This window comes from Bacillus sp. MUM 116, from assembly GCF_001866655.1.
In the GTDB taxonomy this organism is placed as follows: domain Bacteria; phylum Bacillota; class Bacilli; order Bacillales; family Cytobacillaceae; genus Neobacillus.
The window spans coordinates 1-16,348 of record NZ_MLYR01000053.1; the positions used below are offsets into that span (position 1 = coordinate 1).

12 protein-coding genes and 1 tRNA gene are annotated in these 16,348 nt (G+C 37.3%); 9 read left to right on the forward strand and 4 right to left on the reverse strand.

Annotated elements, in window-relative coordinates:
- Positions 1–189 precede the first annotated feature (189 nt).
- Positions 190–615, reverse strand: a complete 426-nt coding sequence (locus BIV60_RS13920; protein WP_071356362.1) for a DUF2621 domain-containing protein — start codon at positions 613–615, stop codon at positions 190–192.
- Between the two features lie 143 nt (positions 616–758).
- Here BIV60_RS13920 and BIV60_RS29705 point away from each other — a divergent pair.
- Positions 759–855: transfer RNA gene (locus BIV60_RS29705), tRNA-Sec, on the forward strand.
- A gap of 523 nt (positions 856–1,378) precedes the next feature.
- Here the strand turns inward: BIV60_RS29705 and BIV60_RS13925 are convergent.
- Genes BIV60_RS13925 through BIV60_RS13935 form a run of 3 tightly spaced genes read right to left on the reverse strand, consistent with a single transcriptional unit; the run spans position 1,379 to position 6,871 of the window.
- Positions 1,379–2,791: a purine-cytosine permease family protein gene (locus BIV60_RS13925; protein WP_071356342.1), complete on the reverse strand. Its 1,413-nt coding sequence runs from the start codon at positions 2,789–2,791 to the stop codon at positions 1,379–1,381.
- Between the two features lie 57 nt (positions 2,792–2,848).
- The gene (locus tag BIV60_RS13930) at positions 2,849–4,828 is read right to left on the reverse strand and encodes a hydantoinase B/oxoprolinase family protein (protein ID WP_083402250.1); all 1,980 of its coding nucleotides are present in this window, start codon (positions 4,826–4,828) and stop codon (positions 2,849–2,851) included.
- A 15-nt stretch (positions 4,829–4,843) separates the two neighbouring features.
- Positions 4,844–6,871: a hydantoinase/oxoprolinase family protein gene (locus BIV60_RS13935; RefSeq protein ID WP_083402251.1), complete on the reverse strand. Its 2,028-nt coding sequence runs from the start codon at positions 6,869–6,871 to the stop codon at positions 4,844–4,846.
- Positions 6,872–7,478: 607 nt separating this feature from the next.
- Between BIV60_RS13935 and BIV60_RS13940 the strand changes: the two genes are divergently transcribed.
- From BIV60_RS13940 to BIV60_RS13970, 8 genes are all read left to right on the forward strand, one after another.
- Complete coding sequence (locus BIV60_RS13940; protein ID WP_071356344.1) at positions 7,479–9,545, forward strand: sigma 54-interacting transcriptional regulator; 2,067 nt, start codon at positions 7,479–7,481, stop codon at positions 9,543–9,545.
- Between the two features lie 10 nt (positions 9,546–9,555).
- On the forward strand, positions 9,556–10,440 hold the full coding sequence (locus BIV60_RS13945; protein WP_071356345.1) for a 5-oxoprolinase subunit B family protein: 885 nt from the start codon (positions 9,556–9,558) through the stop codon (positions 10,438–10,440).
- Position 10,441: 1 nt separating this feature from the next.
- Positions 10,442–11,422: a 5-oxoprolinase subunit C family protein gene (locus BIV60_RS13950; RefSeq protein WP_071356346.1), complete on the forward strand. Its 981-nt coding sequence runs from the start codon at positions 10,442–10,444 to the stop codon at positions 11,420–11,422.
- 534 nt (positions 11,423–11,956) lie between these two features.
- Entirely contained in the window at positions 11,957–12,970 is a 1,014-nt protein-coding gene (locus BIV60_RS13955) for a DnaD domain-containing protein (RefSeq protein ID WP_256218413.1), read from the forward strand.
- A 164-nt stretch (positions 12,971–13,134) separates the two neighbouring features.
- Positions 13,135–13,653 (forward strand): CBO0543 family protein, encoded by a 519-nt coding sequence (locus BIV60_RS13960; protein WP_071356347.1) that lies wholly within the window; start codon positions 13,135–13,137, stop codon positions 13,651–13,653.
- Between the two features lie 420 nt (positions 13,654–14,073).
- On the forward strand, positions 14,074–14,220 hold the full coding sequence (locus BIV60_RS29710) for a hypothetical protein (protein WP_177177304.1): 147 nt from the start codon (positions 14,074–14,076) through the stop codon (positions 14,218–14,220).
- Between the two features lie 188 nt (positions 14,221–14,408).
- Entirely contained in the window at positions 14,409–14,822 is a 414-nt protein-coding gene (locus tag BIV60_RS13965) for a MerR family transcriptional regulator (RefSeq protein ID WP_071356348.1), read from the forward strand.
- Between the two features lie 56 nt (positions 14,823–14,878).
- Positions 14,879–16,189 (forward strand): hemolysin family protein, encoded by a 1,311-nt coding sequence (locus BIV60_RS13970; RefSeq protein ID WP_071356349.1) that lies wholly within the window; start codon positions 14,879–14,881, stop codon positions 16,187–16,189.
- Positions 16,190–16,348: the final 159 nt, after the last annotated feature.

Sequence of the window (16,348 nt, forward strand, 5' to 3'; positions counted from 1 at the left end):
ACTATATGTCTAACTTTATTGGGTCAGATCATTTTGGGGATTGGTGTTTTTTGTTTAGGCTGGCTGATGGCTTCGCCCTTAAAGTCTAGGAGGAACTAGTTTTGCTAAAAGGGATAGGGGGGCTTTTATCCGAAATGGGTAGAGAGGAGTTTAAATGGTAAAACAAAAACCGCCCAGAATTCGGACGGTTTAGAATAAATGCTCGTATGGAGCAACATCAATTCTATTTTCGAATAGCTTCTTACGTAAGAATTTATGATCCCTCTTCGGAGTTGCTTGTATATAGCCGCGAATTACTAGGTCTTCGGTAATTTTCGGAGCGTTTTCATTTAGCGCAATCTCCCCGATTTTTCCGGCAATTTTATGACGGGCCACATCGCGAAACAACTCAGGAACCGGGCTGACCAAATCCTCAAGTAGGGCCTTTTCTTCGTCCTCCCAAAGGTGCCGTGATTCATTGAAATAGTGTTCTTCCCAATCCATGACAGACATGCCGTCTTCCTTCGGCATCTTTTTCAAAAATTTACGGAACATAAAGAATCCGCCAATTCCAAATGACGTAATCAGAAAGACAACCCAAAATAAAATAAACCACAAAAACCAACCATGAAGCATTTTCTTCACCTTCAAAAACAATTTTTCACCTTATTATAGACTGTTTTCAGTGTAGAAGACAAGTAAACCGGGTAAACTTTACGAATCTGTGAAAGCTATTGTAAACAAGGTGGTTTTATTAGTATAATAATATTCGTCCAAATGGGGCTGAAAGGGGTACTGGTGTCCTCCACAGTCTTCAAAACTGCTTGAGACCACCGTGTGTGGTCTGGTGGGTTCGATTCCCACGCAGTCCCGCCATAGTATCCTATACAAAACTAATAACGTTCACCAAACTCAATCGTATCAAGGGTTTGGCGATTATTAATTTTTAGTGGATTCCTAAAGAGAACGAATGTTTTAGAAGTAATTTTGCATTTATTTTGCACCGAATAGTTCTTTCATGGTCTCATCCACTTTCCGTGTTTCTACTTGTTCCAATTCGTCCATTATGTGAGAATAAGTCTACGAAAAAATATTATCCTTTGGAACAAATAATTCATAAATATCCATAAATACTAAAAACCATAGAGGGTTGATTTTGTATCATAGTACCAACCTGTTTGGAATGGATACTATAATTATACAGCAAAAACGGTATAATCGCCTCGAATATGAGGTATTATACCGTTTTTTTGGACTTTTTCAGCGTCCTCTTGAATCGTGAATGGGGATTAGAAACTTGTTTTTTCCTTTTTTCTACATGAAGAATAAATGATTTTAAGCTGAAAATATCTGTATATTCAGAAAATTTAAATTAAAATTTGTTCATTCCATAATATTATCAAATATATTCATTGAGTGGAATATCATCAGCCTTCTTTTTACTGTAGTATTTACCTTTAGTAGCAATTGCTAAAAGAACCGTTAAAACAAATGCAATGATTGCGGCAAAAAAAGCAGCTATATTTTGTAAAAACACTCCAAAATATCCAAAGGCAGCAAATGAACCAATTATACATGAGACAATAAGGGAAACTACGCCTACTGGATTCCAGCCAAATAAATATTCTTGGCGATGTTCAAAATAATTTGGACCTATTTTTAGAAGTTTCTTCACCACTACCGCATCACAAACTAAAACTGCCCCCCATGCCAATAGGAATACACCTTGGAAAGTTAATAAACTGCCAATATGGTCCAACACTCCCCCTAGCATCAAAATTATTGCGGTAATTGATACAAAAACCACCCAAAAGTTTCTTCCTGGTTTAAATTTAAAAATATTTTCAAAGAAGCTTGCTAGTGAAAGGGATCCACTATATAAATTTGTTACATTAATCCTTAATTGCGTTAAAATAGTAAATAATGCTCCTCCAATTCCAAGAATTTGAACGAAATAAATTCCTGGGTTTTGCTCCGCCATCCTAACACCAAACCAAATGCCAATAACCCCCATAATTAGAAAACAGATAAGTTGTGGAATAAACCCAACAGCGAAAACACCAATTTTGAATTCATCCTTTTTAATGAACCTTGCATAATCAGAGACAAGCAGGGCCATAATTCCCACTAGTCCGTTCATTATCCCAATACATGCAAGAAGACCAGCCCCCCCGTTCATGGCTCCTTTTGGTAGAAATGTCCATACATTTCCGGCAAATTTAGGGTTCATGTTTAATGCTAACACAAATGCAGTTCCTAACAATATAACGAATATTGGAACGGACCACTTTTGTAATTTATCTAATTGCTTAATCCCAAACCAATTTAGAGGAATAACGAGTAACCCAAATACAACCATTAGGACCCAAGCAGGAATAAATTGAAGGTATTCATGGACAGCAGATGCCATAATAGATCCCTCAATTGCACAGTACATAATGAAGTTTAAAGCATAAATCAATGATGTAATCGATGCTCCTAAGTAGCCAAATCCTCCACCCCTTGCCAACAAATTTACATTTAGTCCTGATTTAGCAGCAATAAAGCAAATTCCGATTCCTAATCCACCAGCAACAATTGTGGCATAAATTTCAGCTAATAATGCATTTATCGATCCAAAACTCGTCGCCATTAAACTGCCCATCTGCATAAAGAGCATGGCTGTTGCAACACCGAGGGTAACATTTGTGATACTTACCCAACTCATTGTCCTGTTTTCTAGTGGAACTTTTTCTAAAGCAAAGTCATCATTTTTTCCCTCTTTACTCATGTCTCCTTCAATCACTTGAGAAGGTTTGATAATTTCAGCCATACATTCATCTCCTTATGATTCTTTAAAACAAGGATCCGAAGATCCTTGTTTTTTTAATTACTTCCAATAAGCAAGAGAACGGTTTTTCATGGATTCTCTGAATTGTGCTGTTGATTTTTTCAAGACTTTGTTGGTTCCATAATCCATGATGACACCATATTGTCGAATGACATCTAATTTATCAATTTCACCATTACAATACATTTCCTCCACCACCAATGGATCTTCCTTTAACCATTGCTTGCGGTGCTCTCTAATATAATTTCTTGTCTGTTCAGTGGCTTCGAAGTCAATTTCGAATTGATCGAGATCACGATCAATTTCCTTAATAATAACCCCATAATCTTTCTTGGCTCTGTCTATTGACACATATTCGTCAGCCACATCTTCAAGAATGGCTTTCGGATCTCGTTCAAGTGGATCTCCTAAACCACCGCCGCCTGCAGATGGTCTAGTGAAGGAATCTCCATTTTTCACCTTCACATTCGAAAAAATAGCCCCTAAATATTGTTCATCTTCACGGCCCGGGTTTAACCATGCTCCATGTGGATAGGATGGTAATCCACCGAAGATTCCCCATGTAACCGATCGGGAACGGTCGCAGCAGTAAGACATAACAGAATTTGATAATTTTGTTAATGATCCACCTTTCTCAACTCCGCATCCCCCGCGGTACTTTCCTGGACCACCGGAATCTGTGATGATTTCATGCTTCGTTGTAATCACTGGGGAAAGTCTCTCCTGGCCTTCACATGGCTGTACACTTAAGCCAACACCAAATACAGGGGAAGTAGCATTTGCACCATCTCGGTCCGAACGGCCACCATGCCCCCCGGCCATCCAGTCATACCACATAAAATAATTATTTTGCTCTGTTCGTTGATCATTTCCTCCGATTAATAAGTACTCTAAGTTAAAGGAACAGGCTAATGCTCGTTCTGGCATAATATTGGACCACAATTCAAAGCAGGCATTCATAATTTTTTCATATGCTCCTGAGCAGAAACCTGTTACCGCAATCGGAGCTGGCGCATTTACGACAGAGTTTTCAGGTAATTTTACTTTTACGACCCGATAAAACCCTGAGTTTAACGGGACTTCCGGGAAAAAGGTTTTGGTTCCAGCATAAACAGCTGATTGTGATGCGCCAAAGCCAGCATTTAAAAAGCAGTTGATATACCCATGTGATTCGGATAAATCATATAAAATTTCATCATCGGTAATCGTCATCTTTACATGAATGGGGATAAGACCATCACCAATTTCAGGATCCATATCAATGTAATCCACTGTTTCCCACGTTCCTTTTTGCAAAGAAACGATTTTTGCTTTTGCCAATCTTTCCACATAATCTTGAACTTCTTCAAATGCTATTAGTGTCTTTTCAATCCCATATTTATTTACAATATCAAGCAGCTGGGTTTGCCCAACCTTTGCTGCTTCCACTTGAGCTCGTAGATCTCCAACTCTCTCTTCTGGAATACGCATATTGGCCGCTAATACATTAACTACATCCTTTAAAAAAGTGCCCTTGCTGAAAATTCGTAGCGGTGGAATTCGAACCCCTTCACCATAATGTTCTTTTGCATTGATATCAAAAGAACCTGGTGTGGAGCCGCCCATATCTGCCCAGTGCCCATTTGTCTGCATTAAGGCGATTAATTTTCCATCATAAAAAACTGGAAGAATAACACGTGTGTCATTAAAATGTGTTCCACCGCGATAAGGGTCATTGACTAAGAAAACATCGCCAGGATGAATATCATCTTTAAAATCCTCTAACACGGCTTTTGCAGTTAAATGCAATGTGCCAACGTGAACGGAAATATCTTGTGTACCTTGCATCACGGTATTTCCTTCCGCATCACAAAGAGCACAACTAAAATCGCGATTATAAATAACGAAGGAATAACAAGTTCTTAAAATTTGTTCGGCCATTTGGTCCACAAGATTCACAAATCCATTTTTTAAAACTTCAAATGTTACCGGATCTAATCGATTACTCTGAATTTGAATGATAGATTGGGTTTGATTCAAGTTATTCACCTCATCTTATTTATTTAATGTCATAATTAAGTTACGGTATTCATCGACAACTGCGGTAAAATCAGGAGGAATCACCGTTGTGGTGTCGAGCTGTTCCACGATGGCTGGTCCTTGTATTTCGGAAGCAACAGGAATTTTTTCGCGATTATAAACTTTCGTTAAAACAAATTGGTTTTCAAAATAGACTTCTCTCTCTCCTTTAAGTGCATGTTCTAAACATCCCTCAGGTCCAAATTTAGGAAACTCGGGTTTTGGAACCGTTCCAATTGCCGTTAACCGCAACCCATATATTTCGACCTTTTGGCTTCGATCGGAAAAAGAAAACTCACGTTCATGTTCTTGATGGAAAGCTTCAAGCGTTTTTTCTAATGATTGTTCTCTTGTACCAATTGGGACTGCTAAGGATCTCCACTGGCCGCTATACCGCATATCAATATAACGCATTAGGGTAGAGTTCTCTTTCGCTACACCCTCTTCTTTTAATAAGATTTCAGCTTCTTTTTCCATCTCATAAAACTCTGCATCCAGTTCTTCAAGCGTTACATGGTTAAAGTTTTTCACATATGTTTTCGAGAGATCATGGCGAACATCCACCAGCAAGCAGCCCATAGCAGCCGCAACACCTGGGTGTGGGGGAACAATAACCGTAGGAATTTCCATTTCCTTAGCTAAATGGGCTCCGTGTAACGGACCAGCTCCACCAAATGCAACAAGAGCAAAATCCCTTGGGTCATAGCCGCGTCTAACAGATATCAACCTTAGTGCATCACACATATTGGCATTGGCCACTTCAATTATGGCATTTGCTGATTCAACCGTTGAATAGCCAAATTCATTAGCAATTTTTTCAACCGCTTTAACGGCTTTATCTTTATCCAGCTGCATTTTCCCATCCAATAAATCAATTCCTAGACGGCCAAGAACTAAATTAGCATCAGAGTTGGTTGGCTCCTCACCGCCACGCATATAGCATGCCGGCCCAGGAACAGCACCGGCACTTTGTGGTCCATTACGTAAAGAGCCACCTTCATCTTTCCAAGCAATACTTCCGCCGCCGGCGCCAATGGTTAAGATTTCAATACTTGGGAAACCGATTGGATACCCATATTCGATATACCAATCCTTCGTGATTCGAATATCACCTTCATACATTAGGGAGATATCTGTACTGGTTCCTCCCATATCGAGGCCAATGGCGTTGTTGAAGCCGCACAGCTTCGCAATATGCTTACTTGCAATCGCTCCTGCAGCAATTCCTGAACTGGCAAGCCTTGCAGCGTAACGCGGAACCGTACTGGATGTCATCACGCCGCCGCCGGAGTGGAGGACGAGAATATCCTCTTCATATCCACTTTGCTTCATTTCTGCTTCTAATGTGCTGATATACTTACTAATGATTGGTCCTAATACAGCGTTTACGATCGTTGTGCTCATCCGCTCATGTTCAAAAATTTCCGGTAAAACTTCGCTCGAAGTACATACATATGTATCCGGCAATTCTTCCTGAATGATTTCTTTCACGATTCTTTCGTTATCACCATTTACATAGGCGTTCATAAAGCAAATTGCAATCGATTCAGTCCCGCGCTTTTTTAATTTTTTTGCAAGCTGGTGGATTTCTCCCGGGTCAACTTCAATTAAAATATTTCCGTTATAATCGATTCTTTCATTGATTTCAAAACGATCTCGCCTTTGGATATAAGGCTTCGCCGTATCTTTATAAGCATCCCAAAGGTCTAGTTTTGTTCCCCTGCGAATTTCCGGAACATCACGGAAGCCCTTAGTGGTAATTAACGCTGTTTTTGGAAGCTTTCTTTCGATAAGTGCATTGGTACCTACAGTTGTGCCATGTGAAAAAACTTTAATGTCTTCACCTTTTATTTGTGCCTTTTTAATTCCATCAAGGATCCCTTGTTCCGGATTTGAAGGGGTAGAGGAAGTTTTCGTTACTGAAATCTTTCCTGTTTCTTCGTCAAAAACAAAAACATCTGTAAATGTTCCACCTACATCAATTGCAAGTCTTGTTTGCTTCAAATAAATTACCTCCTCTAGTTAAAATGAAAATTATTTTTCTTTCATGATTGATTTTGGCGATTGATAGAATTTGAAATTGCACCCATTTCTATTTCCTTGCAGTATTCCACCTCCCAAATTTTTGAGGTATAAAATATTTTGTTTTATTTACTCTGAGTTTCACTCTTTGAAAAGAAAATGTGTGAAACTTCTACAAATTACATTTGCAAAAATTGTGCCAGAAGACTTTGGTTATTATAAAACTCGCCAAATTTAGACTATTCAGCTAATTTACTAAAAAATCTTTCAAAATTGAAATTTACGTTTCAATTCCGAAAGATATAAGGAAAGTTTCGCAATGTAGAAGGAACGAGCCTGATATCGACCTATTAATCTTTCAAAATTGAAATATTCCTGGCGGGGATCCGGATTGCAAAAGAAGTGCATTCTGACCGCGGGCATACATCTACTGGTTCAATTGTTTTAACCAGATAAGGCATTTCAATTCAAGATGTATTGAGTTCATATATATAAATAAAAACACTACTAAAGTTATAAAAAAAACGTTATCAGAAAGTTCTTAAAAATTTGTTATAATAGAATAAGTCCAAAAAAGGCGGTGATTACCATGTTTACCTGGAGACAAATTTTACAATCCGATCCAGTTAAAGTACCAATTGAGTCTACAATCGAGGAGGTTTTGAATCAAATTACTAAAACTCATGCAGAACTGGTACTTATCGTAAAAGATGGCAGAGTAGTAGGTTACGTGGATCAACAATCACTCCTACAACAGATTCAAATTTCATTCAATTTGCAGCGGCCTATTGAATATAGTCAAGATATTTTACAGGTACCCTTAGAACATGAGATTGAATTTTATCACAATATATCTGTTTACATTGGAGTCAACGAACACGATGAGATTGAAGGATACTGTACTGATCAACGTGCACGACAACGGATGCACGAACTTCGGCTTGCTCACATAAACCAACTCTCTGCAGGAGCAGGAATTGGAATGATTACCACCAATTCCTTCCTTGAAATTACTTTTGTTAATGAAATGGCTGAGAAAATTTTAGGGCTTTCCTCTGCTTTTCTGTTAAATCGCAACTATAGTACTTTAATAGAAATGAAACCTAGTTTAGAGGATGTTTTAGCAGGAAAATCACTTATTAGCGAAAGCAGTTACCTAAATTTTAAAGATATGATTGGAAATTTTTCTCCCCTAATCGTAAATGGGGAATGTACAGGATTAATTCATATATTCTTCCTGAGAGAACATTGGGAAGAAGCTGCTAAGGAGTTGGAGTTTGTCCGTGATCTTAGTGAAGATTTGCAAGCAATATACTCGTCCTCACATGAACAAATCATGGTGGTTAATCCGCAAGGGACAATCATGCGGCTTACGGGTACATTTTTAAAAGATTATTGGGATTTAGATCATCCAAATGAGGTTACTGGACTGAATGTCTTTGATTTGGAAAAAAAGGGATTCTTTCATCCAAATATTGTGGAAATGTGCATAAAAAAAGGGAGTAAACTATCTTGTATTCAAGAAGGGAAAAATGGCAAACGACTATGGTCTGTAGCTACTCCGGTTTTCTATGAAGGACAAATAAGCAAGATTATTATCATTTCTCGGGATATTACAGAGGTAAACAAACTACGAGAAGAATTAATGAAAGTTCAGCAAGAATCAAAGGGATATAAGCAAGCGCTAGAGAAAATGAAAAACAGCTCCACCAAAAAAAGCAGGCTGGTCTATCAATCCCAGGTAATGGGCCGGGTAGTAGAGGAAATACGAATGGTTGCTGATGTCGATTCAACAATCCTTATTCATGGTGAATCCGGGGTAGGAAAAGAAGTTATCGCAAATGCTATCCATGAGTGGAGTACGCGGCACACAAAACGATTCGTCCAAGTGAATTGCGGAGCAATTCCTGAACAACTAATGGAAAGCGAATTGTTCGGCTATGAAAAAGGAGCTTTCACAGGTGCGGATTCCAAAGGAAAGCCCGGTTATTTTGAAATGGCGAATCAAGGCTCCATTTTTTTGGATGAAATATCCGAACTGCCGTTAAACATGCAAGTTAAATTATTGAGAATTATTCAGGAACGGGAAATTACCCGTGTCGGAGGCACAAAAACGATTCCCCTTAATGTGCGAATTATTGCAGCCACCAACCGGGATTTATGGGATTTGGTGCAGGAAGGGAAATTCAGAGAAGATTTATACTACCGCTTGCATGTCATTCCGATTTATATCCCCCCACTAAGGGAACGAAAAGAAGATATTATGCCTTTGTCTTTACATTTTCTTCAGCATTACAATCAGATGTACCAGAAGGATAAACATTTTTTCAGTGAAGCTTTAGATGTACTAGAGAGCCATACGTGGCAAGGGAATGTTCGAGAACTCCAAAACGTGACGGAACGGCTGGTGGTGACTTCACGGGAAAACGGAATACATCGTGATGATGTCCTTTCTATAATCTATGCCAATCAAAGGCAGATAACAGAACCTGTTGTAACCTTAGGGTTAATGCCGTTAAAGCAAGCTATAGAAGAGGTTGAAATGCGTTTAATCACATTGGGTTTAAAAAAGTATGGTACTGCTGCAAAAGTATCTGAAGTTCTACGTGTAAGTCCTGCAACCATAAGCCGACGAATAAAGAAACTGTTGAAATGAGGGTGGAATCATGTTTACAATCCCAGAGACTCGTTTTCACTTTGGCGGTGACGAATATATTTTTGCTGAAATTTCTAAAGAAATGAGTGCAGAAAGTAACTTCAAGGCATTAGCAATCACGAAAGAACTGAGAAGTCGGAAAATTCCAGGTGTTTTGGATATTTGCCCGGCAAATGCATCGTATCTTGTGCGTTTTAATCCTGATATTATTTCCGCATATGATTTGTTAGATTATCTTAAGGAAATCGATATTATAAAAAGCAAGCCAGCAGAATTAAATTTATCTATACGTATTGTAGAAATTCCCATATGGTATGACGATCCTGTTACACAAGAATATTCTAGGCGTTTTAAGGATCGCCATCAAGATCCCTCTTTAACTAATTTTGAGTTTGTAATGAAAAAAAACGGATTTAGAGATAAAGAAGCCTTTATAGAAGTACATACCACAATGCCGTATCTTATCAGTATGATGGGATTTAATCCAGGGACTGCTTGGGAATTCCAGTTAGGCTTGCCGCGTGAAAAAATGATTCAAACTCCTAAATATTTGAGTCCAAGAACGGATACTCCAAAACAAGCCGTTGGTTTAGGGGGAGCTTTTACGGCAATTTATCCGGTATCCGGACCAGGAAGCTATCAACTGATTGGGATGTCTGCAGCCCCTGTCTTCCATAAGGAACAACAATTGAAGGATTTCAAACAATCCCTTTTTCTTGCTCGGCCAGGTGATTTGTGGAAACACTGCTCTGTTACGGAATCAGAGTATCAGAGGATTAGTCAAGAGGTTGAACAGGGTACTTATCAGTTCAAGATAAAGGAACTTGATTTTTCTCCGGAAGAATACTTTCGTAAAGGAAGATCTTATATACTTGAGCTAATGGAGGGATTTTAATATGCTACGAATTCTTGAGCCAGGTTTGCAAACAACTGTTCAAGACCTTGGGAGATACGGAAACTATCATTATGGTGTCCCTCCGAGTGGTGCCGCAGACAAGTATTCTTTCATGGCTGGGAATCTCCTCCTTGGTAATCCCCCTGAATTTGCTGGATTAGAAATGACAATAATTGGATCAAAAATAGAATTTCAAAAAGATACCGTGATTTCCATTACTGGGGCACCGATGGAGCCGCAGATTAATAATCGTCGTATTCCCATGTGGGAGAATGTCAGGGTGCAGGAAGGTGATATTTTACGTTTATCACCTGCGAAGCATGGAGTTAAAACATATCTATGTATTTCGGGAGGAATCCAGGTCCCTGAAATATTAGGAAGCCGTTCCACTTATATATTTAGCGAATTTGGCGGTTATAAGGGCCGCAAGCTTTTGGCCGAAGATTGTGTTCCTATTGGCGAACCGCTGCCGGGAGTGCTTAAACAGGTAGGTAAAACAATAAGCTCTAATTTTTTGCCGGATTTACCTAATTCAAATGTGCTTCGCGTGTTGATGGGTCTGTCAGGATCATTAGTCAGTGATGAGGGTATAAAGTCTTTCCTAAATGCTAACTGGAGAGTATCGACAGAATCCAATCGAATGGCCTATCGATTTAAAGGTGGTTCGATCGGGTTCCGTAATACTGAACCACCTTTTGGAGCAGGAGAAGGTTCCGGTAATGTTGTAGATACTATGTATCCGATCGGCGGGATCATTGTACCTAATGAAGAGGAAGTTATCATCCCATTGCATGATGGAACAACCGGTGGAGGATTTGTTACAATTGGAACCGTTATTAGTCCTGACCTAGATCGAATTGCACAGTCCAGACCCTTGTCCACATCACGATTTTTAGCAGTAACAATCGAGCAGGCGATCGATGTCCGAAAGGAGCGCCAAAAGAAAATTAATGAACTAGCTGAATTATTAAATACCATTTAGACTCCAAAGTCATCTTAATCAATCTTTATCTTTCCACACACTTCACCTTTTATGAGTTTGAAGCGAAGGAGAATGGGTACTACTGGTCTCTAAAGAGCCTTTTTGGTATATTTGGATGATGTTGTGAAGATTTCGTTGGAATAACATTTATCGCTTACATGCTATATCCTAGTAATTCTTGGTTCTATTAGATAAGTGGAATTGAGTTTAAAAACTCACCAACAACCATGTGTTGCCACATACACACCGCACCTGTGAAGTGTAGGAACAAAAGAGTTTATTTTAAAAACGACAAAACACTCACGAATGTTGTTCAATCAGCATTTGTGAGTGTTTTTTGTGGGGGATTAAAGGATTTGAAAATATTTTTCACACAAGGTTTCCTGTTGCGTACCAAGAGAGTGAACATCACCATGGAATTATTTTGTCATAAAACATTCACAAGTTTATAAAAACTATACTGTCCTTTTTCTTCATTTATCCATATATCATCTATGAAAAAGATTTTAGTAGAAGAAAGGATAGTGGTTGAGGATGGCAAAATATAGAATAGTGCGTACTGAATTTTGGAAGAATCCGATTGTTATGGAAGAGATGAGCCCGGAGGATAAATATTTTTATCTTTATTTGCTCACGAATCCGCAAACTACTCAAATTGGGATCTATAAAATTACGAAAAAACAAATGGCTTTTGATTTAGGCTATTCGATTGATAGTGTTCATTCGTTAATGGAGCGATTCATCAACCATCACAAGTTGATTCGTTACAATCCTGAAACGAGAGAACTTGCGATTAAAAACTGGGGGAAGGATAACCTGGGTAAAGGTGGAAAACCTGTAATGGATTGTATTATTTCCGAATTAAAAGAGGTCGAGGACCACTCGCTTATTCTATACGTTTCGGAATCCATTCTTAAACAGGACATTCGCAGCCTATATGAATCTTTTTATAAACAAGCAGAGTTGATTATCGACAACGAAGATTTAGTTCAAGATGAAAATGATACATATATAACGCAAAATGCAGAATTCGACGATACGTTCCTGCAACGTCAAACGATACGTGGGCAAAAAGAAAAACAAAAAGAAAAACAAAAACAAAAACAAAAACAAAAACAACAACAAAAAGCTTTCTATCCAAATATAGAAAATAATCCAGACACAGAAAATCTCATACAAAGTAATCAAAAAACAGAAGATGTGAAAGAAATTGTTGAGTTTTGGGACGTAAATGGGTTTGGTTTTACGAATTTAAATGCGAAACAGCAGCTGTTATCTTGGCTAGTTGATTCTAGTTTTTTACAGCCGAAAGATATAATTTTAAAAGCCATGAATATCGCATGTGCCAATAACAAGCGAAGGCTGAACTATATTGTTGGGATTCTGAAAAACTGGGAAAATGAATCCTTACTGACCGTAGAAGCAATTGATTCCTATCAAGAGAACCAAAAGCCTATACAAAAGCAAACGCAATCAACTGAATCGTTTCCTACCGGAAGAGATATTCCAAAAGGATTTGAACTCGACCTTACTGCAGGTGAAGAGTGATGAGCATGGCTGAGAAAGCGTTCTTAGAGAGCTTGCTGAAGGCGGTAGGATTCGACTGTTAATAGGAATAAATGGATAAATAATGGTAATAATAAAAAGGCTTGTCACAATAAAAATACGTTTAGTGTGTTTTAAATTTTTTCCTGCTTGGAGTGTGTTTTTTAATGTTTCCAATTATTATTGGATTTGTTGCAATTCTATGTGCATGGAAGTGGGGAGATTGGAAAAATTGGATTCAGTATCTCAGCACCATCCAATATTTTATAATTGGTGACATGCTTTACAATCTATTGACTTGGGATTTTCCATTATGGTCATATCCACGGTCACCTAATTTATTGCCAAATCATTTATTCAATAACCTTTTTTTGATGTTCACATTATATCCAAGTACAATGCTTGTTTATTTATATCGATTTCCTAAAAATCACTTAATTAAGCAGATTTTATACATATTAAGCTGGATTATATTATGGTTAATTTTTGAATTAATTATGATTTTGTATGGAAATTGTGTTTATAGTCACGGTTGGACATTCGGTTGGTCAGTAGTCTTTGTATGCGTTATGGTTCCAATGCTTTTACTACATTATAAACATCCAGGATGGGCGTATGTATTGTCTGTTCCCATTATAATATTTCTGATTTTATGGTTTGAAGTTCCTGTTTTTAAAGCTAAATAAACTTATATTATGAAATTCCCTCAGAGAATTAAAGTGGTGAAATCTTGCTTTCTTGTTACCCTATTATTTAACAGGATTGCATGTAACGGATGGGCGGAAGTACTGCAAACTAATCAGAAAGCATTGTACGCTTTCTGATTTTCTGTATGTGCCGTTCTTTCTTTTTGATATTTTGTTAAGATTCTGTGAACTTTATTGACAGCTAAAGTTTAATCCCCTAAAATAACAATGTTGGAAAATAATGAATATTAGGAGGAACGACCCTATAAAATGAAAAAGGCCAATAAGGAAACAAGTTAGATAGCAAAATTTAAACTTCAAGATGTTTAAAAAGCCTCAAGATTCTTAAACAATTTCTTAAGAAGTATTTTTCTGATTTAACAGGAGCAAAATTATAATTAATTATTGGAGGATTTCAAAATGTGGGTCATCACTCAGTATTCAGAAGGAAAAATTTGCATGTTTGAATTTGATAAAAAAGAGGAGGCAAAAAAAGCTTTCCAAACTATTAAAGGCACAAAAATTCTTTCTGAAATTGTATATTTTAACGATCCTTGTTTTTTATAAATTAATAAGTTGATTGATTGATGAAGTTCCTGCATTTATCCATGCAGGATTTTTTTTATGGAATTTCAAACTTGATTAATAGATAGCTGGAGCACTATGTTTTCTTTTTGTCAAACCATAACGTTGACTGTTCGGTTTAGAATGTGATATAGTTAACATAATAAGAAAGGGGTGAGTAAGTTGGGAAGTTGTATCGAATTGGTGAAATAGCAAGCTTAATGGACATTTCCAAAAGAACCATAGATTATTACACCCAAATAGGCTTACTAAACCCTGTTAGAACGGATTCAAATTACCGAATGTATGGGGAAGATTGTATTAAAATATTGGAAATGGTTGAACATTATAAAACTCTTAATATGCCACTTGGGGAAATTAAATCTTCTATTAAAATGATTAACTCTAATAATGAAATCGATCAAGCGAAGGTAGAAAAACATTGTGAACAAATTGGTGTTCTCATGGAGCATCTAAAAGAGGAAATAAAGGTAATCGAGCCTATTCTGCAAAAATTAAGCCATCATGAAAAAGAAATGCTGGTAAATAAACTTTCTTTACAAGGAGTCACACTGGCTCAAACCTTGTTATTATTATTTGATTAAACGTTTTACAAAACCAGGAGGTGTATTCCTTACTTACAATTAAGTAAGGAGACTATTTGATAATCATTAATTTGATCACCATTGCAATTTTAATTGCATTTACGGCATTTTTCGTATCTTATGAATTTGCCATTGTAAAAGTCCGTAGCACACGAATCGATCAATTGGTTGGCGAAGGAAACAAAAATGCAATCGCAGCGAAAAAAATTGTTTCAAATCTTGATGAATATTTATCCGCATGTCAGCTGGGGATTACCGTTACTGCATTAGGGTTAGGTTGGTTGGGCGAACCGACCGTAGATCATATCCTGCATCCTTTATTGGTTAATCTGAACTTGCCTGAAGCTGTTTCAAGTATTGCATCCATCGTGATTGCCTTTGCTTTAGTAACATTCGTTCACGTCGTAGTAGGGGAACTCGCCCCTAAAACACTTGCGATACAAAAAGCAGAAATGGTTACGTTACTTTTTGCTAAACCTATGATTCTTTTTTATAAAATCATGTACCCATTTATTAAAGCATTAAATGGTTCAGCCCGTTTGGTAACTGGAATCTTTGGATTGAAACCTGCTTCCGAACACGAAGTTGCTCACTCTGAAGAAGAGCTTCAATTAATTATTTCAGAAAGCTATAAAAGCGGAGAAATTAATCAATCTGAATATAAATATGTGAATAAAATTTTTGAATTTGATGATCGTCTTGCAAAAGAAATTATGGTTCCACGTACAGAAATTGTAGCGTTTGACCAATCACAGTCATTAGAAGAATGTCTTAAGATTGTTACAGAAGAAAATTATACAAGATACCCTGTTATTGATGGTGAAAAAGATAACATCGTTGGTATGTTGAATATTAAAGAAGTCATGACCGAATTTATCAAAGGGAAGAGTTTAGGAACTTCTGTTCAACATTATGTTCGTCCGGTTATCCAAGTAATTGAATCGATTCCCATCCATGATTTATTAGTGAAGATGCAAAAAGACCGTGTTCATATGGCGATTCTTTTAGACGAATATGGTGGGACTGCAGGTTTAGTGACAGTTGAAGATATTCTCGAGGAAATTGTTGGTGAAATACGAGATGAATTTGATGCCGATGAAGTCCCGGAAATAAATAAAATTAATGAACATAAAACCATTGTAGACGGAAAAGTTCTTATCGAAGAAATCAATGATTTATTCGGATTAGAAATTGATGATGAGGATATTGATACCATTGGCGGATGGATTTTATCCCAAAAAATGGATATGGCTGAAGGTGAAATTATTTGTCATGGCCATTACGAATTTAAAGTTCTTGAAGTGGATGGTTATCATATCAAATCATTAGAAATAGCAAAACCATTAAAACAAGAAGCCCTTGCTTAATGTAGAATCCCTCTTTTTCGAGAGGGATTCTTTTATAATTTATAAAATAATCGTATCATCAAAACTGCTCCTTTAACCACCTATTTTTCTTTTTTATCCATAAATAGTAAGTTGTGTCCGAAAATTCTGATAAGTACATGAAACTACGATACAATTACC

Coding starts and splice junctions, on each gene's coding strand:
- BIV60_RS29710 (WP_177177304.1), top strand. CDS start 14,074: ATGTGGGTCATCACTCAGTATTCAGAAGGAAAAATTTGCATGTTTGAA.
- BIV60_RS13940 (WP_071356344.1), top strand. CDS start 7,479: ATGTTTACCTGGAGACAAATTTTACAATCCGATCCAGTTAAAGTACCA.
- BIV60_RS13950 (WP_071356346.1), top strand. CDS start 10,442: ATGCTACGAATTCTTGAGCCAGGTTTGCAAACAACTGTTCAAGACCTT.
- BIV60_RS13960 (WP_071356347.1), top strand. CDS start 13,135: ATGTTTCCAATTATTATTGGATTTGTTGCAATTCTATGTGCATGGAAG.
- BIV60_RS13920 (WP_071356362.1), bottom strand. CDS start 615: ATGCTTCATGGTTGGTTTTTGTGGTTTATTTTATTTTGGGTTGTCTTT.
- BIV60_RS13955 (WP_256218413.1), top strand. CDS start 11,957: ATGGCAAAATATAGAATAGTGCGTACTGAATTTTGGAAGAATCCGATT.
- BIV60_RS13925 (WP_071356342.1), bottom strand. CDS start 2,791: ATGGCTGAAATTATCAAACCTTCTCAAGTGATTGAAGGAGACATGAGT.
- BIV60_RS13945 (WP_071356345.1), top strand. CDS start 9,556: ATGTTTACAATCCCAGAGACTCGTTTTCACTTTGGCGGTGACGAATAT.